20 protein-coding genes and 1 other annotated feature are annotated in these 23531 nt (G+C 53.7%); of the genes, 5 read left to right on the forward strand and 15 right to left on the reverse strand.

The window, feature by feature from the left end; all coding sequences use genetic code 11:
• Positions 1–74: 74 nt before the first annotated feature.
• From JOE21_RS11735 to hemA, 12 genes are all read right to left on the reverse strand, one after another.
• On the reverse strand, positions 75–1379 hold the full coding sequence (locus JOE21_RS11735) for a bifunctional folylpolyglutamate synthase/dihydrofolate synthase (RefSeq protein WP_309866300.1): 1305 nt from the start codon (positions 1377–1379) through the stop codon (positions 75–77).
• A 95-nt stretch (positions 1380–1474) separates the two neighbouring features.
• Complete coding sequence (locus tag JOE21_RS11740; RefSeq protein ID WP_309866303.1) at positions 1475–4129, reverse strand: valine--tRNA ligase; 2655 nt, start codon at positions 4127–4129, stop codon at positions 1475–1477.
• Positions 4130–4169: 40 nt separating this feature from the next.
• Positions 4170–4399 (reverse strand) — a binding site (T-box leader).
• Between the two features lie 113 nt (positions 4400–4512).
• A complete protein-coding gene (locus JOE21_RS11745) occupies positions 4513–4671 on the reverse strand; it encodes a hypothetical protein (protein ID WP_309866304.1) in 159 nt (52 codons plus the stop codon).
• A gap of 403 nt (positions 4672–5074) precedes the next feature.
• Complete coding sequence (locus tag JOE21_RS11750) at positions 5075–6139, reverse strand: YutH/CotS family kinase-like spore coat protein (RefSeq protein ID WP_309866306.1); 1065 nt, start codon at positions 6137–6139, stop codon at positions 5075–5077.
• Between the two features lie 60 nt (positions 6140–6199).
• Positions 6200–7405, reverse strand: a complete 1206-nt coding sequence (locus tag JOE21_RS11755) for a LysM peptidoglycan-binding domain-containing protein (protein WP_309866308.1) — start codon at positions 7403–7405, stop codon at positions 6200–6202.
• 232 nt (positions 7406–7637) lie between these two features.
• Positions 7638–8954: a glutamate-1-semialdehyde 2,1-aminomutase gene (gene hemL / locus JOE21_RS11760; RefSeq protein WP_309866311.1), complete on the reverse strand. Its 1317-nt coding sequence runs from the start codon at positions 8952–8954 to the stop codon at positions 7638–7640.
• Positions 8951–9286 carry a hypothetical protein gene (locus tag JOE21_RS11765; RefSeq protein ID WP_309866313.1) on the reverse strand — a complete coding sequence of 112 codons (336 nt, stop codon included), beginning with the start codon at positions 9284–9286 and terminating at the stop codon, positions 8951–8953. Before JOE21_RS11765 ends, hemL begins: the two co-directional genes overlap by 4 nt.
• A 294-nt stretch (positions 9287–9580) precedes the next feature.
• Positions 9581–10561 carry a porphobilinogen synthase gene (gene hemB / locus JOE21_RS11770; protein WP_309866316.1) on the reverse strand — a complete coding sequence of 327 codons (981 nt, stop codon included), beginning with the start codon at positions 10559–10561 and terminating at the stop codon, positions 9581–9583.
• Positions 10558–12015, reverse strand: coding sequence for a uroporphyrinogen-III synthase (locus JOE21_RS11775; protein WP_309866319.1), 1458 nt, complete (start codon positions 12013–12015; stop codon positions 10558–10560). Before JOE21_RS11775 ends, hemB begins: the two co-directional genes overlap by 4 nt.
• Positions 12012–12941: a hydroxymethylbilane synthase gene (gene hemC / locus JOE21_RS11780; RefSeq protein ID WP_309866322.1), complete on the reverse strand. Its 930-nt coding sequence runs from the start codon at positions 12939–12941 to the stop codon at positions 12012–12014. Before hemC ends, JOE21_RS11775 begins: the two co-directional genes overlap by 4 nt.
• A gap of 92 nt (positions 12942–13033) precedes the next feature.
• A complete protein-coding gene (locus tag JOE21_RS11785; protein WP_309866325.1) occupies positions 13034–13846 on the reverse strand; it encodes a cytochrome C assembly family protein in 813 nt (270 codons plus the stop codon).
• 18 nt (positions 13847–13864) lie between these two features.
• Positions 13865–15238, reverse strand: a complete 1374-nt coding sequence (gene hemA / locus JOE21_RS11790) for a glutamyl-tRNA reductase (RefSeq protein ID WP_309866326.1) — start codon at positions 15236–15238, stop codon at positions 13865–13867.
• Between the two features lie 220 nt (positions 15239–15458).
• On the opposite strand from hemA, the gene JOE21_RS11795 reads away from it, so the two are divergent.
• The 3 genes from JOE21_RS11795 to JOE21_RS11805 are packed head-to-tail and all read left to right on the forward strand — an operon-like array spanning position 15459 to position 18154.
• Positions 15459–16496 carry an ABC transporter substrate-binding protein gene (locus JOE21_RS11795; protein ID WP_309866329.1) on the forward strand — a complete coding sequence of 346 codons (1038 nt, stop codon included), beginning with the start codon at positions 15459–15461 and terminating at the stop codon, positions 16494–16496.
• A gap of 57 nt (positions 16497–16553) precedes the next feature.
• Positions 16554–17321 (forward strand): ABC transporter ATP-binding protein, encoded by a 768-nt coding sequence (locus JOE21_RS11800; RefSeq protein ID WP_309866333.1) that lies wholly within the window; start codon positions 16554–16556, stop codon positions 17319–17321.
• Between the two features lie 23 nt (positions 17322–17344).
• A complete protein-coding gene (locus tag JOE21_RS11805) occupies positions 17345–18154 on the forward strand; it encodes an ABC transporter permease (protein ID WP_374709368.1) in 810 nt (269 codons plus the stop codon).
• Positions 18155–18157: 3 nt separating this feature from the next.
• Here JOE21_RS11805 and JOE21_RS11810 read toward each other — a convergent pair whose 3' ends face one another.
• The gene (locus JOE21_RS11810; RefSeq protein WP_309866338.1) at positions 18158–18808 is read right to left on the reverse strand and encodes a response regulator; all 651 of its coding nucleotides are present in this window, start codon (positions 18806–18808) and stop codon (positions 18158–18160) included.
• Complete coding sequence (locus tag JOE21_RS11815; RefSeq protein WP_309866341.1) at positions 18780–20639, reverse strand: GAF domain-containing sensor histidine kinase; 1860 nt, start codon at positions 20637–20639, stop codon at positions 18780–18782. Before JOE21_RS11815 ends, JOE21_RS11810 begins: the two co-directional genes overlap by 29 nt.
• Positions 20640–21076: 437 nt before the next feature.
• Between JOE21_RS11815 and JOE21_RS11820 the strand changes: the two genes are divergently transcribed.
• Together JOE21_RS11820 and map are read left to right on the forward strand one after the other, a co-directional pair.
• Positions 21077–21553, forward strand: a complete 477-nt coding sequence (locus JOE21_RS11820; protein WP_309866344.1) for a hypothetical protein — start codon at positions 21077–21079, stop codon at positions 21551–21553.
• Between the two features lie 40 nt (positions 21554–21593).
• The gene (gene map / locus JOE21_RS11825; protein ID WP_309866347.1) at positions 21594–22346 is read left to right on the forward strand and encodes a type I methionyl aminopeptidase; all 753 of its coding nucleotides are present in this window, start codon (positions 21594–21596) and stop codon (positions 22344–22346) included.
• A 74-nt stretch (positions 22347–22420) separates the two neighbouring features.
• On the opposite strand, the gene JOE21_RS11830 is transcribed toward map, so the two are convergent.
• A complete protein-coding gene (locus JOE21_RS11830; protein WP_309866349.1) occupies positions 22421–23527 on the reverse strand; it encodes a D-alanine--D-alanine ligase in 1107 nt (368 codons plus the stop codon).
• Positions 23528–23531: the final 4 nt, after the last annotated feature.

The following is a 23531-nucleotide window of genomic DNA, read 5'->3' on the forward strand; positions in this document are numbered from 1 at the left end:
ACCTGCTTTCAAAAACGATGAAATGACCGCCTGAAAAATCCAGCCCCAACGCCATCATGATGGAATCACCCATCCTATTGAAACAAACGCCGTGCTTCGGCCACCAAATACAAACTGCCCGTAACCAAAATGATATCTTCTTTTTTCGCACTCCGCCGCAACTTTTCTAGTGCCCGAGTCGGATCTCCCACATGCGCCGGAGACACTTGTGGAGACAACTGTTCCACGATGGCACCCAGATGCTCCATCGACAGCGAGCGAGGGTGATTCACCTGTGTAACCGTGACAGTATCAGCTAAAGGAAGCAGCGGACTGATGATCCCCCTGGCGTCTTTATCCTCCAACACGGCGACCAACAAATGTAAACGGTCATATGTATATGACCGGAGGGCTCGGGCCAACGCTTCCGCCGCTCCGGGATTGTGGGCACAATCCAGCAACACCCGGGGTTCCCGGGAAGCCGCTTCCAGTCTGCCGGGCCAGTGGGTGGTAGCCAACCCTTCCCGAATGGCCTCATCTTCCAACACTGTCGCATAATATTGACGCAATACTTCCAGCGTCATCAAAGCGGCTGCCCCGTTTTGGACCTGGTGAATGCCTCGGAGGGAAAGTTCTAACCCTTCCAGTCCACGGAACGGACCCGAGAAGTCGAAGGTTTCACTTTCCCGGGAAATCCCTTGAAAATCCCGGCCCGCCACGTAAAGGCGACATTGCTTTTCCCGGGCCGCCTCCGTGATGACCAAGAGGGCTTCCGGATCTTCGACCGAAGTGACGACAGGGATTCCCGCTTTAATGATCCCTGCTTTCTCAGCAGCAATCTCCCGTATGGTCTCTCCCAGAAACGCCTGGTGATCTTTTGCCACCGTCGTGATAACCGATACCAAGGGAATCACCACATTGGTCGAATCAAACCGGCCACCCATCCCTGTCTCCATCACCACAAACCAAGGGACTGCCTCTTTGGCGAAATAGTGGATGGCCACTAAGGTCCAAAACTCAAAGGGAGTGGGACGCCCCTTCCCGGCCGCGTCCATCTCTTCGATCAGGGGCATAAGAGTGTTGGCCCAACCTACGAACGATTCTTCGGAAATCGGTTCCCCATCCAGCTGGATCCGTTCACTCCAATGATCCAGATACGGCGAGATGAACATTCCTGTTGGGTAGCCCGCCCGACGAAGGGCCGAAGCAATCATCGCCGATGTGGATCCCTTGCCGTTGGTGCCGGCTACATGAATCACTTTCAGCCTGCGTTCCGGATGACCGGTACGTTCCAGGATCCATTCCATTCGGGACAAACCGGGATGTATCCCCGGAGTACAGCCGGTTTCCATCCATTCCAACACTTCTGTAGAAGTTTTAAACCGTGCTCCGTCAGCCATCTGTTTCGTTCCTTTCTATCAACCATGACAAACGGTCTTATTCATCATAACAAAAAAACAGTGAAACAGGCAGGAATCCCTGCCCGTTTCCATCTTTATTCACCACGGATCTCTGCCAGCCGTGCTGCTGTCTTCTCCCGTTTCTCCCGGTATTCTTCTCCCTTCTTCCGTTCTTCCTCCACAATCGAGGCGGGTGCTTTATGAACAAAATTGGCATTGGAAAGTTTGCCCTCCACCCGCTTTACTTCCCGATCCCACTTTTTCCACTCCGCCTCCAATTTGGCGACGGTCTGTTCCACATCGATCAAGCCCTCCAAAGGCAGGAACAGTTCAGCACCGGTCACCACGCCCGACATGGCCCGTGCCGGCCGTTCCAAATCGGGGGAGGCTTCCATACGGCCCACTCCGCTGAGGCGGTGGATGGCGGCTTCATTTCGTCGGAAGATGGCAAGCACTTCTTCATCCCCTTTAACCAGCAGATCCACTTCTTTTTTCGGCGGCACTTCCATCTCCGCCCGAATGTTGCGGATCAGGCGAATCGCTTCAATGAGGAGTTTCATCTCCCGCACGGAATCCGGCGATTCATAAGCATCATTCCGCTGCGGCCAGGCTGCCACACTGATGCTCTTTCCTTCCACCGGCAGATACTGCCAAATCTCCTCGGTGAGATAGGGCATAAAAGGATGCAGCAGACGCAAAGACTGGTCTAAGACATGGGCCAATACCGCCCGGGTCGTCTGTTTTGCCTCTTCATCTTCTCCGTAAAGCGGAAGTTTAGCCCATTCGATATACCAATCGCACATATCGTCCCAAATGAAACGGTACAGCACTTGCCCCGCTTCACCGAAATCGTAGCGGTTCAGTTGACGGGTCACTTCTGCCGTTGTCTCATTTAGACGATGCAGGATCCAACGGTCCGCTGTGGAGAACGGTCCTTCCAACTTCAGATCCTGGGCTTTCATTCCTTCCAAATGCATCAACGCAAACCGGGAAGCGTTCCAGATCTTATTGGCGAAGTTGCGAGCCGATTCCACCCGCTCCCAACGGAAACGCTGGTCGTTCCCAGGAGTGCCTCCCGTGGATAGCATGAACCGCATCGCATCCGCTCCGTATTTTTCGATCACTTCCATCGGGTCTACCCCGTTGCCGAGGGATTTGGACATTTTCCGACCCTCAGCATCTCGTACCAACCCGGTGATCAACACATCACGGAACGGCTTTTCGTCAGTAAACTCCAAAGCGGTGAAAATCATCCGCGCCACCCAGAAGTAGATGATGTCGTAACCCGTGATCAACACATCAGTCGGATAGTATCGTTTTAGATCCTCGGTATCATCGGGCCAACCCAACGTAGAAAAGGGCCACAGGGCGGAGCTGAACCAAGTATCCAGCACATCATCGTCCTGAGTGAGGTTGACGCTGCCGCATTGGGGGCATGTGTCGGGATCGTTCCGGTTGACGATCATCGTTCCACAATCGCCGCAATACCAAGCGGGAATGCGGTGTCCCCACCACAGCTGGCGAGAAATACACCAATCGCGAATGTTTTCGATCCAATGAGAATAAATCTTCTCAAACCGGTCCGGGACAAAGCGGACCCCTTCTCCGGAACGAGTATTCGCGATTGCTCGCTCCGCCAAGGGTTTCATCTTCACAAACCATTGTGTGGAAAGGTACGGCTCCACAACAGCCCCGGAGCGCTCACTATGACCGACAGAGTGGACATGGGTTTCTACTTGTACCAACACGCCTGCCTCTTTAAGATCTTTGACGATGCGTTTGCGGCACTCAAACCGATCCAACCCCTCATAGGGTCCAGCCTGATCGTTCATGGTTCCCGTCTCATCCATGACCAACACATGGGGCAGATCGTGGCGCTGTCCAATTTCAAAATCGTTGGGATCGTGAGCAGGTGTAATCTTTACGGCACCGCTTCCAAAGGCGGGATCCACATGTTCATCCGCCACTATGGGAATCTCTCGTCCAATCACCGGCAAAACAACGGTTTGGCCCACCAGATGACGATATCGTTCATCCTCCGGATGAACCGCCACTGCCGTATCCCCCAACATCGTTTCCGGACGGGTGGTAGCCACTCGAATGTGACCGTTCCCATTCTTGAGCGGATACTCCATATGGTAGAGTTTTCCTTCCACTTCCTTATGAATCACTTCAATATCGGAAAGGGCGGTCCGGGCTTGAGGATCCCAGTTGATAATGTATTGTCCGCGGTAGATGAGCCCCTTCTCATACAGGCGGACAAACACCTCCCGCACCGCTTTTGACAGCCCTTCATCCAGAGTAAAGCGCTCACGAGAATAGTCGAGGGAGAGCCCCATTTTACGCCACTGTTCCCGGATAGCCAATGCATAATGTTCCTTCCAATCCCATACGTGTTCCAGGAACTTTTCGCGTCCCAGTTCATGACGGCTCACCCCTTCCTCCCGCAGCCGGGCCTCCACCCGAGCCTGCGTGGCAATCCCGGCATGATCCATCCCCGGCAGCCAGAGAGCGTCATAGCCCTTCATCCGTTTCCAGCGGATCAACACATCCTGAAGGGTATTGTTTAATGCGTGTCCAATATGCAGATTCCCGGTCACGTTGGGTGGCGGGATCACGATCGTGTAGGTTTTTTTATTAGGATCTTTCCCGGCCTGAAAAAAGCCGCCCTCCAACCAAAAATCATACCATTTTTCCTCCGCCTCCCGCGGATTGTATGCGGAAGGCAACTTTGTCGGTTCCGATGCCATGGCGGGCGTCCTCCTTTGCATAATAAAAAGAGCTCATCATCCAAAGGACGAAAAAGAGCTCCGCGGTACCACCTTCGTTTACCGGTCAGCCGATATGGCTCTCCGGTACACTTTCATCCCGTAACGGACGGGTCCGGTCCACCCTACTCAACCCTTCAGGCGGACAGCTCCAGGGTGACTTTCGACGAAATCACCGGAAGGCCTTGCAGCCGAAGGGCCTTCTCTCTAAGACGGGTGGTTTTCGTCTACTCTCCCTGTCATCGCTTCTTGATCGATTCCATTTGCCTTTTATTGTACCCTGCCGCGTTTCCAACGTCAAACATCGAGCAAAAGGAGTGAACCCTGCGGCTCACCCCCGTCCACGATCCTAGTATAAGTTCCGGTTACTGCATGCCGAAAGCTTTCCGGACGCTGTCCCACATGAGTTGCGGATCGGCCAAAAACGCGAGCAACAGCACCGTGCTCAATAGCAGAAAGCTGAGGATGAAAATCATTAAAAAACCACGGTACATGCTTCGTACGGTTGATTTCACCACAGTCAAGAACAACCCCCCAATCTTGTGTTCTCTGTCTGCCTCATTGACTATTGTGCGTTTTTTGTCGACCCTTGTCCACCCCTTTTCCGTCTTTCTCACCCTGATAGACATGAAATAGGCTGAAAGTCGGATTCATTGGCAAGGAACACCAATCATTGCTGTGCTACATATAATTTGACTGCATGCAACATTTTTTAATAAAGGCAAGGAATCGGAGTGGTTGGATGGAACTGTTTCGCGCCCTTATTTGCTCCTTTGCCCTGTTTGTTCCCGTCAAAGCGTTGGAAGTTTGGTTGGAACGAAGGTGGCGCCAGTGAATAAAGCAGGCGCACTCCTAAAATGGCGGAGGCAAGCAACCCAATCGAGGCTTGTCCTTACCGATCCGCTACCGCATAAAAAACCCCGCTCCTCAGCGGGAGCGGGGTTTGGCCGTTCGAATCCCGGCCAATTCCTTTCGTTTCGCCTTTTTGGTCGGCTTTTTTGCCCAGTGTTTACGCACCCAATCCTGGAACAGTTGGAGGCGGTCCATCTCTTCTTCCAAACGCCTGACCAGCGTTCCTTCATCCTGCCGGTTACCAGCGTAATATTGCTCCATCAATTTGAGGGGTTGTTCGGGGAAAGTCAAATACAACGATAAAAGCCGCTTTTCTTTTCCATTAAAAGGGAATTCATCTTCATACTCGGCCAGCAGCGCAAACGGGTCTGTCACTTCATCCCCATCCATCGGGATCAAGCGGCGTAAAAAACCGGCCACATCCCGAACCGGACTGTCGATGCCCGCATGTTCCCAATCAATCCATCGCCATCCTTCTTCCCCCACAACGAGATTACGGGGGTGGACACGTCCATGAACCCAGGTATAGCGTGGAGCTTCCCCCCGCTCCCCCTGAATGTATTTTTCCATTCCCTGCAGAGAGAAGGACAGCGCTTTTTGTACATACGGCAGATGAGTCTCGAAGGCTTTATCAAACGGAGAGGGAAATTCCCGTTCCCGTGCGATGGAAGCCCACTCTTCCAAACGCTTCTCGAAGGAACGGCGCCGCTTGACTTCCGACTGATCCAAGCGCCGGCGATCCTCTTTTTTACCGGCGGCCAGCGGCATAGTTAAGCGATGGAACCGAGCCAAGCTGCGGATTAAGTCGGCCAGCGGCACTTCGTCTCCCCGTTCCGCTCCTTGGCCGTACCATTCCTGTGCCATCCAATAACCGACTTCCGTTTCCACACCCGTCTCCCCGTCAACCGTTTTTTCAAAAGGGAGGAGGTGGGGATACTCTTTGGCGGTAATCTCATGCAGGACGGTTTGAATCTTTTTCATCTCTTTCGCGGGCAACACCGCTTTTTTTAAAGCGAACACCTTGCCGTTCGTTTGGACTTGTAACACTCCCCGTACCATTTCCACTTGGTGCGGGGACCAACCAAACCGGCGGAAAACTTGCTCCATCACCGGTCCGTCGCGATGGGCATCCAGCTTCACCTTTTCATCCCCTCTCAAATGGACTGCCGCCACGTATGAAAAAACGCGGCGGCGATCCGGTCAACTGGATGGAATATAAACAATCTGGCCCTCTTCCAGCACTTCTGATTCCAAACGATTCAAATGGACGATCTTACTGGCCGGAACCTGGTATCGCTCCGATAGGGAATCGATGGAATCCTGTTTGTGGACAATCACCATCCGCAACTTCACAAACTGCTCCTGTTCCTCCCCCAGTATCCACTGCGCCCACTCTTGGCTGGATCCCTTATTTTTTTCTTCTTCCGGCGGGTCGGCATCCAATTCGGCCGTGTCATCGACAGGCTCCGGCTGTTCGGAGGACAAGTCTTTTTCTTCAAACATTCTTTCAATCCCGAACCGGGTCCGTTCATCCTCTTCGAGGTGTTGGAAGTCGAATTCACCGATATGGGGCATCCGTAATGGCTGCTGACGGGACAACGGACTTTCCTCCCGATCCCGTTCGGGCTGAAAGGGATGGAAAGTAACGGGGGACACACTTGGTTCCTCCCCCTTCTCCGGTTCACTCTCACTTCGTCGCTCTTCTGACTCTTCCGTCTCCAGTTCGGCCTGGATCTTCTCCGCCTCTACCGGGGCCGATTCCTCTTCCGCTTCCACCTCTGCCTTCGTATCCTCCTGATCTGCCTTTACCTCAGCTCCTTCCTCTCCTTCCTCCAACCGAGCCACATGGACAAACTCATATTCATCCTGTTCCCCTTTGGTATCACCCGGAACATCCTGCTTCCAACGGATGTCTCCATTGGGAGGAACAGAAAATGCGGCTGCTTGGGAGGAAACGACTTCGACCGGCTCTCCTTCCTCTTCGTTCTCCTCCTCCTGGATGAATCCGTCGATGATCAGCAGAGCTTCAATCTGCAATTCAAAAGGAGACAACACCTGGTAGTCAAAGGAGTGAATTTCGGAAGCGATCTGGTCCATATCCACCCGTTCAGCCGGCAAGGTGATTTCCACCGGAATCACATAGGCGATCTCTTCCTGCTGAGCCGAAGCTTCTGCTTCCGTCTCTTGCCCGCCTCCATCCGTCTCGGCATCCACCCCCTGCTCTGGATGGTAGGTACCGTTGAGTCGGAGGTAACCTTGGATTTTCAGATGAGTCTCTTGATCTTCGACCTCGACATCCGGGTAGAGGTCCAGTTCCAGGAGGGTGCCGATCCCCGGTTGTTGAGGATGGAGCCGGACCTTTTCCGATATGTCGAAGCGGAGCTGGTTAACCTTGCTCCCCGTCAAAACAATCCCCCCTCAGGACAAGATTGACGAAGAAACCGATGAACTTCCCCCTGGACCCGCCTCACCACCCGGGAAGGGAGGCGGGTTGAGATAAGCCACAGGTTTACGACTGTACTGTAACTATATGCGGGCGAGGGACGGATATACCCTGTCCTCTAAGGTGCTCTCCTTAATCCGAATGGGACAAAAAAACACCCCTTTCGGGGTGAATAAGCAGCCAGAGGACTAATCGTTACAATTGCTCCATAGCATAACGGTTGGCTTCCAGCGTGCGGTCGATATCTTCTTCACTGTGTGCGGTGGAAATAAACATCCCTTCGAATGGGGAAGGCGGCAACGAAATCCCCTGGTCCAGCATATGGCGGAAGTAGGAGGCGAAGCACCGTTTATCCGTTTGTTTGGCTTGTTCGTAGCTGGTCACTTCCTCTGCCGTGAAGAAGAGGCAAACCATCGAACCCACCCGGTTGATATGATGGGGAATTCCCACCTCTTGTGCATTCTTTCGCAACCCGTGCTCCAAGCGTGAAGCACGCTCTTCCAACAACTCATAAGCGCTCCGATCCATCTGGTTCAATGTAGCCAAACCCGCTGCCATCGCCAGGGGATTGCCCGATAAGGTTCCTGCTTGATATACGGGTCCGGAAGGAGCCACCCACTCCATGATGTCCCGCCGTCCTCCATATGCACCCACCGGCAACCCACCGCCGATGACTTTTCCCATGGTGGTCAGATCCGGCTGGATGTCGTACAAGCCCTGGGCCGAGTGGTAATCCACCCGAAATCCGGTCATCACTTCGTCAAAAATCAACAAGGAACCGTAATGATCCGTGAGGCGGCGTAATCCCGAAAGGAACTCCGCAGCGGGAGGTACCACGCCCATGTTGCCGGCCACCGGCTCCACGATGACAGCCGCAATATCGTGACCGAACTTTTGGAAGGCTACTCGGGCGCTGTCTAAATCGTTATAGGGAACGGTCAGTGTATGCTGCCCCGTGTTTTCCGGCACGCCGGGGCTGTCCGGCAAGCCCAACGTGGCCACCCCGGACCCTGCCTTAATGAGCAAGCTATCGGAATGACCATGATAACAACCTTCGAATTTGAGGATTTTATTTCGTTTGGTAAAAGCCCGCGCCAGCCGCAATGCACTCATGGTCGCTTCCGTGCCGGAATTGACCATCCGTACCACTTCCACGGACGGCATCCGTTCAGTCACCAAACGGGCCATTTCCGTCTCCAACTCCGTCGGCGCCCCAAAGCTCGTTCCCTTGACGGTCACTTCACGAATGGCATCCACCACAGCAGGATGGGCGTGTCCCAAAATCAGCGGACCCCAGGAACAGACATAATCGATGTATTCGTTCCCATCCACATCATAGACCCGGGACCCGTTGCCCCGTTCGATATACACCGGGGTTCTGTCCACACTCTTAAAAGCGCGAACGGGACTGTTCACCCCTCCCGGAATCACTTGTTTAGCTTCTTCAAACAAGGCTGCCGACCGATCATGATTTCGTGTCACCCTATCACTCCTTGCATGTTTATCTGTCATCCGAGGGATTCAAATCCCCTCAACAACCCGTGTCCGTCCATCCGTGCTCGTGAATGGGGTCCTACCGCGATGGAACGGATGATCACCTCGCCACTCAGTTTTTTTCCACCCGGAGTCTTCATACTCAGGATCAACTCCGGACTTCCATAGTAAAAACAATCATCCAACCTGTCGGCTGACTCCGCATTTAACCCCTTGATCACCACATACCAGCTTTTCAGGTTGAACGGACCCGGCATGTCCAAAAAGAGTTCCGCCTCTTCAAAAATGATTTCAAACTCCTTCGCCGCTGTCTCCACAAATATTGTGTGCAGTGTATAGCTATCGGACACTTGGGTTCCTCCTCGACCGCCATTTCGGGTCCAGCGATGAAACCGGTCACCCAGTACGCCAATCCGGAACTTCGATCTGTTTCTTCGCTCTTTACTAGCTTAGGATGGGCCGGCTTCATGTCCGACTTTCGATCCGGAGCACTCACAGAGCACCAGTCTCGCCGCATCATTTCCAAGCCATCCTCCACGAAGCATGATCGATATGGCTAAAAGGGGCACCAGGAAAGACCATCCCCATAACCGGTTTCAACCTGCCGGATTGCGTATTCGCTCTTCCCTGTTCAATCTCCTCTTTTATTCCTCCCCGTTCAGCCAACGGGCCGCATCTTTGGCATGATAGGTCAGAATCAAATCAGCCCCTGCGCGCTTCATACCGGTCAACAGTTCCAACACGACTCCCTTTTCATCAATCCAGCCCTTTTCCGCCGCCGCCTTCACCATCGCATATTCTCCGCTTACGTTGTATGCTGCCAGGGGAACGTCAAAGCGCTCTTTCAGCCGGCGCAGGATATCCATATAGGCCAACCCCGGTTTCACCATCAACATATCCGCTCCTTCGTCGAGATCAGAAGCGGCTTCCAACAGAGCCTCCCGTCCATTGGCCGGATCCATCTGGTACGTCCGCCGATCCCCGAACTGGGGCGAAGAATGAGCGGCATCGCGAAACGGGCCGTAAAAAGCGGAAGCGTATTTGACGGCATAAGACAAAATGGGCGTGTTTTCATAACCCGCTTCATCCAAGGCATGACGGATGGCGGTGACAAATCCGTCCATCATGTTGGAAGGGGCGATCATATCGGCTCCGGCTGCTGCTTGGGAGACGGCGGTCCGTGCCAAGATGGAGAGGGATTCATCATTAAGGACCTCCCCCTCCGCCACCACGCCGCAATGACCATGGTCCGTATACTGACACAGACAGGTGTCCGCCATCACATATAAAGAGGGATGATGCTCCTTTACTTGCCGAATCGCCTGCTGGACAATTCCGTTTTCGGCATGAGCTGCGCTGCCGCAAGCATCTTTGGACTCCGGAACGCCAAACAGGATGATGGAAGGGATCCCCGATTCCACCACCTCGTCCACCTCTTCGTTCAACCGATCCAGAGAATAATGAAACACTCCCGGCATGGAGGGCACCTCTTGCCGAATCCCGCTTCCCTCCACCACAAAAATGGGATAGATAAAGTCCCGCGTTGTAAGATGATGTTCCCGCACCATGCTGCGAATGGATTCGTTTTGTCTAAGTCGGCGGTGACGGGCAAAGGATTTCATCATGATTCCTCCTTGAGTCCTTGTGGCAGACGGACGATGGCGTCGATCAGCCCGTCGATGGTGTACTCTTCCGCAGTCACATCTACAGGCAATCCCATCTCAGTCGCCGTATCGGCCGTGATGGGACCGATACAGGCGATCCAGGCGCGCTGGATTCGAGACGAGACGTCCTCCGCTTCCCGTTCCAACGCCCGTATAAAATAGCGAACCGTAGACGAACTGGTAAACGTGATCACATGAATGCGGCCTTCTTCCAGCTCACGTAATAGCTCCCGGACACCTCCGCTGGCAGGAAGGGTATCGTAGGCATGGGCATCGACAACATGACAACCCATCTCACTCAATTCCTCTGCCAACAGGGGACGGGCAATGTTGGCACGGGGCAGCAAAATGTTTTCTCCTCGGCGAACCAATGGGCGCATCGCTTCCACCAAGGCTTCGGCTCGGTACTCTTCCGGTAAGCAGTCGACCCGGATCCCCTTGACTTCCAACTCCTGAGCGGTTTTGGGGCCGATGGCAGCTATCCGGGCCCGATGCAGACTGCGAATATCCATCCGAAGCTCCGACAGCCGCCGGAAAAACGTTGTCACTCCGTTGACACTGGTAAACACCACCCAATCGAAGGTATTCAACCGGTCAAGAGCCTCGTCCAGTTTTTCCTTCCGGGCCGGCGGGTGAATTTCAATCGCGGGAAATTCCATCGCCTCTCCCCCCAAAGCCCGGATTTTATCCGACAGGATCCCTGCCTGTTCCAGTGCCCGCGTCACCAAAATGCGGCGGCCATACAGGGGAAGGCGTTCGAACCACGTCAATCGATCGCGGGTCGTCACTCCTTCCCCAACCACCAACGTATGATGGCCGGCAGCCCCATCCGCTTCCGGCAATGTGGCAAGTGCTCCCATCCAAACCCGTTGCTCCGCCCGGGAACCATCCCGAATCAAGGCGGCGGGGGTGTCTAGTGCCCACCCTTCCTGTTGGAGCTGTTTTAAAACGGCGCCCCATTCTCCGGGACCAACGGGAATCAAGCGATTGCCGTTCACCAGAGTACCGGGTGTTTCGTTCTTCTCTTCATTGCCAGCCAAGGATATTCCGGCATAGGACAGATCTCCCCATTCACGGCCGATGCCGGGAACCACCTCAAACGAGAGCCCTTTTTCGGACCATCGTTCCAGCTCGTTTCGTACCGACGGATCCATCAGCGGATCCCCCGGGACGAGACGAACCACTCGCTCCCCCCGAAAGCAAGCAGCTTCTGCTTCTTCCAGCCATTTTTCACCGGCTTGGGTCACATGTATGACTCCATCCGTCATCCACGCTTTCCAAACCCCTTCGTCCACATCCTTCCGAACAAACAGATGGTCTGCCCGCTGCATCGCTCGCCGACCTCTGACGGTGACCAGGTCGGGGGCTCCCGAACCGGCTCCCACCCAGATGAGGGATGCTTGATTTGCTTTCATGACTGGATTCCTTTCCGGATTTCCTCCAACAACACACCTGCTCCCTGATCCAACAAGCGGCGGGCCAACCGCTTCCCGATTTCTCGGGAATTATCCCCGCTTTCCTCTGCGCTTAGTACCGGGTTGCCGGATGGATGGGCCACCATCCCCCTCAAATGGATGCCGTCTGGCCGGTTGACGGCATATCCCGCAATCGGCAGATGACAACCGCCGTCAAACGAATGGAGAAATGATCGTTCGGCTGTAACAGACCGCTCCGTTTCAGGATCGTTGAGCACCTGCAGGTATTCCAGCAAATCATGATCGTCAGAGCGGCATTGGACGGCCAATGCTCCCTGCCCGACGGCGGGAAGCATGGTCGCCGGCTCCAAGATCTCGGTCACTTTCTCCTCCCATCCCATGCGTACGATCCCGGCATAGGCCAGCACGATCGCTTCAAACTGACCGTCCATCAGTTTCCGATAACGGGTATTTAGGTTTCCCCGCACCGGCTCCACCACCAAATCAGGGCGTAGAGCCAATATTTGGGATTGCCGGCGCAAACTGCTCGTTCCCACCCGTGCTCCCGCCGGCAGTTGGTCCAGCGTAAGCCCTTCCCGGGATAATAAACAATCGCGCGGGTCTTCCCTCCGTGTGACGGCCCCCATCGTGAGACCCGTCGGCATCTGGCCCGGCATATCTTTCATACTGTGTACGGCCAAATCGATTCGTTTATCCAACAGCGCCTGTTCAATCTCTTTGACAAACAGTCCTTTTCCACCTACTTTGGAAAGGGTGACATGGAGAATTTGATCCCCTTTGGTAACAATCCGTTCCTGCTTTAACTCCCAGCCCTCAGGCAATGACGGCTGCAGATGGTCCATCACCCATTGCGTTTGGGTGAGGGCCAATTCGCTTCGTCTCGTTCCGACCACTACCGTGCGCATGCACATTCCTCCTCGTTTCTCATGCTGCCCTGCCCAATCCGCACTCTATCCATCGTCCGGGGTCCTCCGCGTTTCATAGAAAAGCCGCCCGCCTACAACCATTGATGAAAGGAGAGGCCGGCGCTGGATATCAGGTAATTAATCACAATCGTAAAAAAGGAAAGGACGTTCCACCAAGCCAACCGCTGTCCCCCCCAACGCTTGCGGACCTTTTGATAGAGGGAAGTGGAGTATGCACCCAGCACCAACAGGGAACCGATCACTTTGGGATCCAGCAAGGATGCGGGCCCCAAGGTTTCATGTGCCCATACCAATCCCAAAATAAGTGCCAGGATCAACAGCGGGACTCCACCCATATTCAGTCTGTGGGAAAAGAGTTGCAACTTCCCCAAACTGGGCAGGCGACGCAGTGTCTGATTCCAACGTTTTCGCTTTAACAGCCGGTTTCCCACCAGATACAATCCAGAAAAAACGGTGGACAGCGAAAACAGTGCATAGGCTAAAAATGCCAAAGTCACATGGATAAACACCAGCTCGGACAGAAGCACCTTCGCTACAGGCGACTCTGCCGGAGAAGTGAAAAAATGAGCGGCCAAAATGGCGAATCCGACCAAATTGGCGGCAAAGACAAACAGGTGGATGCGGGCGAACCAGTTGATGATCAATGTAGCTGTCACCAACGCCCACGAATAGAACAACAACGAATCCAATCCGGTCAACACAGGAAACTGCGCCACAGCCTTCCATGCCAAAAACACCGTTTGGAAAGACCAAACGGCAACAAGAAAAACAAGCGCCAACCGGCGGTTCCGCCGGTTGGACTGCAACAAGTCGCTGAAAGCGAACAGCAAGCTGAGCGCGTAAATATAGATGATCAGGTCATAGTACCAATGTTGGGCAAACACATCGGCCTCCTCCTTGCATCATGAACGGATGGAAACCTGGTTGGCGAAAACCGGCTGCGGAAATGGGGCTTCCGATTTCCCCGTCGTCGCCCGCTCTTTTTCCTGCTCCTGTTTTCGCCGCTCCTCCAGCTGCTCTTCCAGAGCAAAGAGGTGGACAAACATATCGAGAGCCTCATCCCGGTCTGACGTCGCCGCCAGTTCCTTGACCCGGACCATGGGATCCCGGAGCAGTTGGTTGACGATGCTTTTGGTGTGTTTGCGCAGCACCCGTTTTTCCCGTTCGGTCAAGTCAGGGAGTTTGCGCTCGATACTGTTCATCGTTTCCTCTTGAATCGCCAATGCCTTCTCCCGGAGTGCGGTAATCAACGGAACCACCCCCAAGGTTTGAAGCCATTCCTGGAACAGGCCGTACTCCTCTTCCACCATCGCCCGCACTTTTTCCGCCTCCTGCGCGCGAAGCTGGATATTGGTCTCCACCATTCCCTGTAAATCATCGATATCAAAGAGAAAAACGTTGTCCATTCCGTGCACCTTAGGATCAATATCCCGCGGAACAGCGATATCGATCAGAAACAGGGGAAATGCCCGTTTCCCGACCGCTTCTTCCACCGCATCCCGCCCGATGACCGTCGACGGAGCACCGGTGGAGCTGACCACGATATCCGCTTCCCGAATCGATTCCACCAAAAGGGAAAGGGGGCGTGCTTCCCCGTCAAAACGGCCGGCCACTTCCTCCGCTTTTTCCAGGGTGCGGTTTAAAACGATCACCTTATCCGCTCCTGCATCCCGCAAATGCCGGGCTGTCAATTCACCGGTCTCACCGGCGCCCAACAGCAGAACAGTCTTGCCCGTAAATGTGCTAAACATCTTTTTTCCCAGTTCCACAGCAGCATAGCTGACGGAAACGGCGTTTTGCCCGATCTCCGTCTCCGATTGAACCCGTTTTCCCATCGTGACGGCCTGTTTAAACAACTGGTTGAACAGCGTGCCCGTCACTCCCGCTTCCTGGGCAGCGAGAAACGATTGCTTAACTTGTCCCAGGATCTGGGTTTCTCCCAGCACCATCGAATCCAGTCCACAGACTACTGTGAAGAGGTGGCGGATCGCATGTTCGTCTTCTTTGATGTACAGATGGGGTTCAAACCGATTCCGGTCCAAGCCGAACTCGCCTTCCAGAAAGGATTTGGCATAGTAACGCCCCGTATGCAACTGGTCGCTTACGACATAGAGTTCCATCCGGTTGCATGTGCTGATGATCACACATTCCAGGATGCTCTTTTGTTGCCGCAATCGCTGAAGGGGTGCCGTTAAATCCTCCGCTGAAAACGCCATCCGTTCCCGTAATTCCACGGGGGCCGTTTTATGATTGAAACCCAACGCGATGATGTGCATGATTCATCCACCTCGATTCTACCAGCATCCCCGTTCCCGGATGCCCAGCACCGCATCGGTTGTTCCCGCTGGTGACACTTATGATAGGCCGATGCGAATCTCTAGTCCCATGTCCCATTATAGCACATGCCCTTTCACCGTGAAAAAAGGAGGCTGTGAACAGTTTTTGAAGCCGTGGCATACGATACATCAGCCCAAAATGCCAGAGGAGAGAATCGTTATGCCCTTTTCCCGTTCAGGTGGACGTCTTTCCAAGACGACCGGATGCTGGATCATCCTGTCAGTCTTTATCCTTTTATTGGCTGCTTGCGGAACCCCCTCCACTGATTCGCAGAACCTAACACCCCTTCATGTGGTGGAGGTTACCCATTCCCTGTTTTATGCTCCCCAATATGTGGCGATCCAACAAGGATTTTTTGAAGAGGAAGGGATTGATTTAACACTGTCGGACGGTGCCGGCGGGGATAAAACAATGGCGATGCTCCTGTCGGATAACGCCGATATTGCCTTGGTAGGAGCCGAAACCGGTATTTACGTCAATGCCCGCGGCGCCCAGGATCCGGTGGTGGCGTTTGCCCAGTTGACCCAGACGGACGGTACCTTTCTTGTTTCCCGTCAGCCGATCGATTCCTTTGAATGGGACGACCTGAAAGGAAAGACACTGCTGGGCCAACGGAAAGGCGGCATGCCCCAAATGGTGAGCGAATACGTGCAACGGAAAAACGGCCTGGACCCCAGGCAGGATTTGACGACTATTCAAAACGTCGATTTTAATAACCTGGGCAGTGCATTTGTTTCGGGAACCGGTGACTTCGCACAGTTGTTTGAACCGGTCGCCTCCAAAATCGAGCAAGAAGGAAAAGGATATGTCGTCGCCTCCTTCGGCAAAGACAGCGGCCGACTGCCTTACACGGTCTATCTAACCAAAGAAGGAACCATCCATCGAGATCCCGAGCTGATGGAACGGTTCGTACGAGCCTTGTATAAAGGACAGCGGTGGGTGGATACCCATACCCCCGAAGAGATTGCGGACGAAGTAGAGTCATTCTTCCCCGACACGGATCGAACCATCGTGGTTCAAGTGCTGGAACGCTATCAAGAGCAAGGATCTTGGGCAACGGATCCCGTGATCGACCTGGAAGAATACGATCGGTTATTAGAAGTGATGGACCAAGCCGGCGAACTCCCTTCCCGCCTACCTTTTGCAGATGTGATTCGGACTGACATCGCCGAAAAGGTTACAAAAGAGATACGGTAATAGCACGGCCAACGGTTTAATCATCGCGGCTTCCCGCTCGGAAAAGGAGGCAGATCGATGGAATCCCCCGTCATTGAGGTGAACGAGGTAACGAAACATTATTGGAATATGGAGGAGGAAGTCCGTGCGCTCTCCCCCATCTCCTTTTCGATTCAATCCAGTGAATTTGTCAGCCTGGTCGGACCCAGCGGTTGCGGCAAAAGCACGATTCTCTCCCTTGTGGCGGGTTTATTGCCACCCACATCGGGTGAGGTTACCCTCTTCGGCAAAAAAGTGACATACCCATCCCCACGGGTCGGCTATATGCTGCAGCGGGATTGTCTGTTGGATTGGCGTACCGTAAAAGACAACATCAACCTCGGACTGGAATTGTCCGGCACATTGAATCACCAGACCGAAAGCCATGCTCGCCACCTCCTAAACGAATTAGGATTGGGCCACACCCTTCACCAGTATCCCGCCCAGTTGTCTGGAGGGATGAGGCAGCGGGTGGCTTTGGTACGCACGCTGGCCCTCCAGCCTGACATCTTATTATTGGATGAACCCTTTTCCGCTTTGGATATCCAGAACAAACTCCATTTGGAGGATCTATTGGTTCAAGCACTAAAAGGCCGGGGAATGACCACTCTTTTGGTGACCCATGACCTGGAAGAAGCACTGGCTCTCTCGACACGGATCCTGGTCCTGACCGGCAGCCCGGGAAGATTGAAGCGAACGGTGGAAATTCCGCCTGCCATCCGGAGTCTGGACCCTCTCCCGACTCGGGATCATCCCGACTTCCGACCGCTTTTCCATGATTTGTGGAAGGAGTTGGAGAAATCGTGAAATCCCGCTGGAACCGTTGGTTGATGCGGGGGGCTCAATCGAAAGCCCACGCTGCCTATTTGAAAAAGATGAGAACAAAAGAAATCGCCGTCACCACTTGCCGTCTTGCCATCTTGATCGCTTTCGTGGCGGGGTGGGAGTGGGGAGCTCGAAGCGGCCTGCTGGATCCTTTCATTTTTAGCAGCCCGGGCCGGATCGTAGAAACATTTGTCCAGATGTGGGTCGAGGGCGGATTGTGGAAAGATATCGGCATCACTGTATCCGAAACCGTACTGGGGTTCATCTTGGGCACCGGAGCGGGAACCGCCTTGGCCACCCTGATCTGGTACTCCCCTTTTCTTTCCCGAGTACTGGACCCGTACCTGGTCGTCTTAAACAGCATGCCCAAAGTGGCCTTGGGTCCCCTTTTCATCGTCACCATCGGGGCCGGCTTCGGCTCCATCCTCGCTATGGCGATCGCCATCACCATTATCATTACCACATTAGTGATGTACTCCAGCTTTCAAAGCGTGGGACAGGAATTTTTGCAGCTGGCACGATCCTTCGGGGCCACCCGTGGCCAGGTTTTCCGCAAGATTATTTTTCCCGCATCGATCCCCGACCTGATCGCCGCGTTGAAGGTGAATGTGGGCCTTGCGTGGGTGGGGGTAATCGTGGGTGAATTCCTCGTCTCCAAAGCTGGACTGGGCCATCTCATCATCTATGGGTTCCAGGTCTTTAACCTCACACTGGTGATGATGAGCCTGGTGATTGTCGCCCTGATTGCCACCGCTATGTATGAAGCCGTTTCCCGTATGGAGAAACGGCTTCTGCGACACCGCCAGCTGGACTAACGATTAATCCAGCAAGACCAGCTCATGTTGTATGGCGTAAATAATAGCCTGCGAACGGCTCTTCACCCGTAATTTCTTCAAAATGTTACTCACATGTATTTTTACTGTTTTATCACTGATGAACAATTGTTCAGCGATCTCTTTGTTGGACAGCCCTTTTACCATCAGCTGCAATACATCCAACTCCCGCGGTGTCAGCGAATCGTCACCCGACCCGCGGTCTGCTTTTTTCTCACCGCTGATGTTGTCTAACAATTTCCGTGCCATCACCGGATGAAGAATCGATTCACCCTTGGCAGCCGAACGAATCGCTTCAATCACATCGGAAGACGGAGCATCTTTCAGCAAATACCCGGTCGCCCCCGCCCGAATGGATTCATACAAGTATTCGTCGCGGTCAAACATCGTCAGTACCAGAACCGCCACCTTCTGGTTTTTGGCCCGGATCCGCCGAATCGCCTCCACCCCGCTCATCCCGGGCATGTTAATATCCATCAAGATCACCTGGGGGTCCAGTTCATCCACCATCTCCAACGCTTTTGCGCCACTGTTCGCCTGCCCGACAACTTCCATATCCTGCTCGAGACTGATGATATTGGACAATCCGTCACGCAGTACGGCGTGATCATCCACCAAAAGTACTTGAATGGGCATGAACAGCAGCCTCCTCCTCTTCCCCGATCGGGATGGTCAGCACCACACGGGTCCCTTTCCCTTCTTCACTGTCAAAATGCAGAGCCGCACCCAACTGCTGTGCTCGTTCGTTCATTCCAACAATCCCGTACCGCTTTTGTGCTTCGGCTTTATAAACCGCTTTGGCCAGTGAAAACCCAAGGCCGTCATCCTCCACTGTCAACCGCACTTCGTCGGGTTCATAGTGAAGTGTAACGTGCACCCGGCTTGCCTGAGCATGTTTTGCCGCGTTGCTGAGCGCCTCGTGGCACACCATATAGATGGCTTCCCCCACTTCGGGTTCCAGTGGCACCTGGTTTCCTTTGCAGGTAAAGATCCCTTTCACTTCGGTTTCATGTTCAAAGGCTTCCACCCGCCGGGTCAAAGCCGGAATCAGACCGATTTGGGCAGCAGGGGATGGCCGAAGGGTAGTAATGGAATGGCGCACTTCTTTTAATCCGTGTCTAAGCTTCTCCTCACTTTCCTCCAGCCACGCTTTCACCTGCTCCGGCTGCGTGTCAAAAATCTTACGAGAGGACTCCACTTTCATCAACACGCCGGCAAAGGATTGAGCGATCCCGTCATGAATCTCCCTGGCCAGACGGTTGCGCTCCTCTGCCACTACGCGCCGCTCCCGCTCGTCAATCAGACGGGCGTTTTTGATGGCAACCACGGTTTGACTGGCCAACACCTGCAAGAAATGAAGATCCACTTCCTCAAACCCGCGTTCTTCGTTTTTCCCCAAGGTAATGACGCCCAGTACCTCCCCGTCCATCTCCAACGGTACCGCCAGCATGGAACGGATCTCTTCATTATCTTCCAAATCCGAATGGCAGCGAGGGTCCGTCTGGGCATGATGGACCAGGGCGGGCAAGCCATGGGAGGCCACCCAACCGTTCAGCCCCCGGTTCAGCGGTTGGGATTGCCTCTTCAATGACTCAGGGACATCCCCGGCGGTGACAGCCGGATACAGACGTCCCTCACGCAATAAATATCCGATTCCGTAATGATAATGAATCACCTTGGATAATGGATGAAGCGTTTGTTTCAATACCTTCTTCAAGTTCAGGTCTTTGTTGATATGAGTCGTCAACAAAAACAGCAGCTTCAATTTTCGCTCTTTGCGAATCAAGCGGGCGATCACATGAGACAACACCGCAAAGGCCGCCAAAGGGGTGAAGAAAAAAAGAAACGCCCATGAATCCATGTCCCGCCCTTGATGCAGCATCCCGTAATAAGCCAGACAATAAAACAGGGATACCAGGGCAGAGCCCAATTCCAGCCGGCCATTGTTGATCCACAGCAACGCTTTCCGCGGGCGTGGACGCAAGTACTCGATTCCGTCCCGAATCCCCTTGCTGGTCCCTTCATAAAGAAGGATGACAACGGTAACAGCCAATGCCGGCCACGCCACTCCTCCCTGTTCCATCCATCCGTCCCCGACCCCATCCAGGAACAGCTGGACGGCAAACAAGCCTAAAATAGTGTATCCCGTCCGAAATGCCGCCCGGATCAATGAATGCTTCATCATCCATGTTACAGACAGGACGATCGCAGTATACACAATCCCCGCCACACCCGTCGAGTACATGGTGCTAATCGCAAATAAAAAAGGAAAGTGGACCGTCACTCGTCCTTCATGACCGGGTAAAGGAAAAAATTCCGTAAACAGCAACAACGCTGTCAAGGTAAGCAGGTGGAAAACACTCCAGTGGGAATCGCCCTGGTAAAGAAACGAAACAACGGCCCAGGACCAGGCGGCGAACACCACCAGCCATCGCGACACCCGTTCCAATCCAAACTTCCGTTTCATCCAACCAACCCGCCATTCTTTTAATTGTTCAGATCATGATAAAAGGCCGGAACGTATGTATAGCCGTAAAAAGGGTTTCGCTATCCCCTTCCATCCCCTCCTTCCTTCCCATACGGCCCCTTTATCCAACAAGGTTCCCGTCCTGCCAGGGTTACGGCAAATCAAGGACCGGACTGTTCCCGGAACCATCGATCAAATGGAACCGTTCCTTCGTCGTATGTTATCCTACCATAATTTTACCATAGTCGAGCCTGTCATGCTCTTCATCGCTGGCGTTTTCTCTTATTTTTTATGCCATCTGCTTTCTACACTCTTCCTTCTATATAGTAGTCGATTCGTCCTAAAGATTGCTATAATCGATGGGAGTTCAAACCTTCCAAGAGGGGGCCGTATGCTTTACGGACCCTACTGCTTACCCATAAAGGAGAGAGATCATCATGCGCAGCAGATGGATCGGCATCCTGATCGCGGCAATCGGAGCATTCCTCCTGATGCAGGAATGGGGCTGGTCTTGGAGAAACCCATTCGCTTCGTGGGAAACCATTTTGATTGTGGTGGGAGTCGGTATCATTTTTTATTCCTTCATTCGCTCCAACAGACCCAACCTGTTGATCTGGGGCGGAATCGTCACGGGACTGGGTGTACACGCTTGGGGGCAATCCCATATCAGCGGCTGGCCGGACCATTGGAGCCTGGTGCCGGCAATCATCGGCCTTTCCTTTTTTCTGTGGGGAGGGCTGGTTCATAAGAACCGCCGCCATGTCATAATCGGCATCATGCTGATGCTGTTGGGACTGTTGGCTTGGCCCGGTGTCGCCCAGCTTCCGATCATCGGTCATTTGGCCGGTCCCCTCCATGCGTATTGGCCCGCCCTTTTAATCGTCTTGGGTCTGATCTTGACGGTAAAGAAATAGGATAGTGACACCATCGAAACCTCATCGAAAGGAAATGAGTATGAGCCTGATCAAAACCGATGATCAAATCGAGGCCATGGCCAGAGCGGGTCGGCTGCTGGCCGCCTGCCACCGGGAAATAGCCAAACGCATCGCTCCCGGCGTTACCACACTGGAGATTGACGCATGGGTGGAAGCCTTTTTGAAACGTCACGACGCCACCCCGGAACAGAAAGGATACATGGGGTATCCCTATGCCACCTGCGCCTCCGTCAACGAAGTGATTTGCCATGGCATGCCAGCGAATGATCCGCTGGAAAAGGGTGATATCGTGACCATCGACATGGTGGTCAACCTGGACGGTTGGCTGGCCGATTCTGCCTGGACCTACGGAGTCGGCCCCCTTTCTCCGGTTGCACGCTCCCTGATGAAAACCACCCATGATGCATTACAGGCTGGCATTCGGAAAGCGATACCCGGAAACAGGGTCGGTCACATCTCACACACCATTCAAACACTGGCGGAGAAGAAAGGATTTTCTGTCGTCCGCCAGTTTATCGGCCACGGGATCGGTCGTCGCATCCACGAAGAGCCTCCCGTTCCCCATTTTGGCCCGCCAAACAGCGGGAAGATCTTGAAAGCGGGGATGGTGATTACCATCGAACCCATGCTGACCACCGGCTCCTGGCAGGCTGTCATCGATAAGGACAGCTGGACGGCACGCACCCGCGACGGCAGTCTCTCCGCCCAATATGAACACACGGTCGCCATCACAAGCAACGGTCCCCGCATCTTAACGGATCAGAACAGTTAATGCGCGGGCATATATAACACATTCCAACATAAAAAGGCTTCTGCGAATACAGAAGCCTTACTCGCTGGATGGGTCTACTCGACGTCAAATTGCGTACGGGTCTTTTTTTTGTCTTGGTAGCGATCCAATGCCAGTTGCACCAACCGATTGACCAGATCAGAATAAGAAAGACCGGAATGCTTCCACAGGTTGGCGTACATACTGTAAGGCGTAAAGCCGGGCATCGTGTTGATTTCATTGATTAACACCGTACCGTCTTCATTTTTCACAAAAAAGTCCACTCGCGCCAGCCCGGTGCAATCAATGGCCCGATAGGCACGGATCGCCAGTTGGCGAATCGCTTCCCGCATCTCATCGGAAAGTTCCGCCGGAATCCGCATCACCGACTTTCCATCGACGTACTTGGCCTTGTAGTCATAAAAATCGTTGGAAGAGACGATTTCACCCGGATCCGAGGCTTCCGGCTCTTCATTGCCCAACACGGCCACTTCCACTTCCCTGGCATCAATAAATTCCTCCACGATCACTTTCCGATCATATTGGGCAGCCAATAGAAGCGCTTTTTTCAATTCATCCGCTTGTCGGGCCTTGGAAATTCCCACGCTGGAACCCAGATTGGCCGGCTTAATGAAGACAGGATAATCAAATCGTCCTTCGATATCCGCCACTACCCCGTCCATATCATTTTCCAGACGACGGCGAAGGAAAAAGTCGAAATCCCCCTGGGGCAACCCTTCCTGAGCAAACACCTTCTTCATCATCACTTTGTCCATGCCGACCGCAGATGCCATCACACCTGCGCCCACATAAGGAATATCCGCGATTTCCAATAAACCTTGAATCGTACCATCCTCTCCATAGGTTCCATGGAGAACGGGAAAAACCACATCCACCTCATCAAGGCTGATGGCCGGCAGGGAACGGGAAACGGCCTCCGGCAATTGGAGTTGCGGGGTCCTTTCCCTTATCGTTTCCAACAGCTTTGGATTCACTTTCCCCTCTAAAGCGGGCAGGGCACGGTTCCCCGTTTCCCATCGGCCTTCCTTGTCAATCAAAACCGGAACGACGTCGTACTCAGCCGGATCCATCGCTTCGATCACCGAAGCGGCAGACTGTAAGGAAACCTCATGTTCTCCGGATTTCCCCCCATACAGAACCGCCACGCGTATTTTTTTGTCCATCCTC

Origin of the sequence: Desmospora profundinema (assembly GCF_031454155.1) — a bacterium.
In the GTDB taxonomy this organism is placed as follows: Bacteria; Bacillota; Bacilli; order Thermoactinomycetales; family DSM-45169; genus Desmospora; species Desmospora profundinema.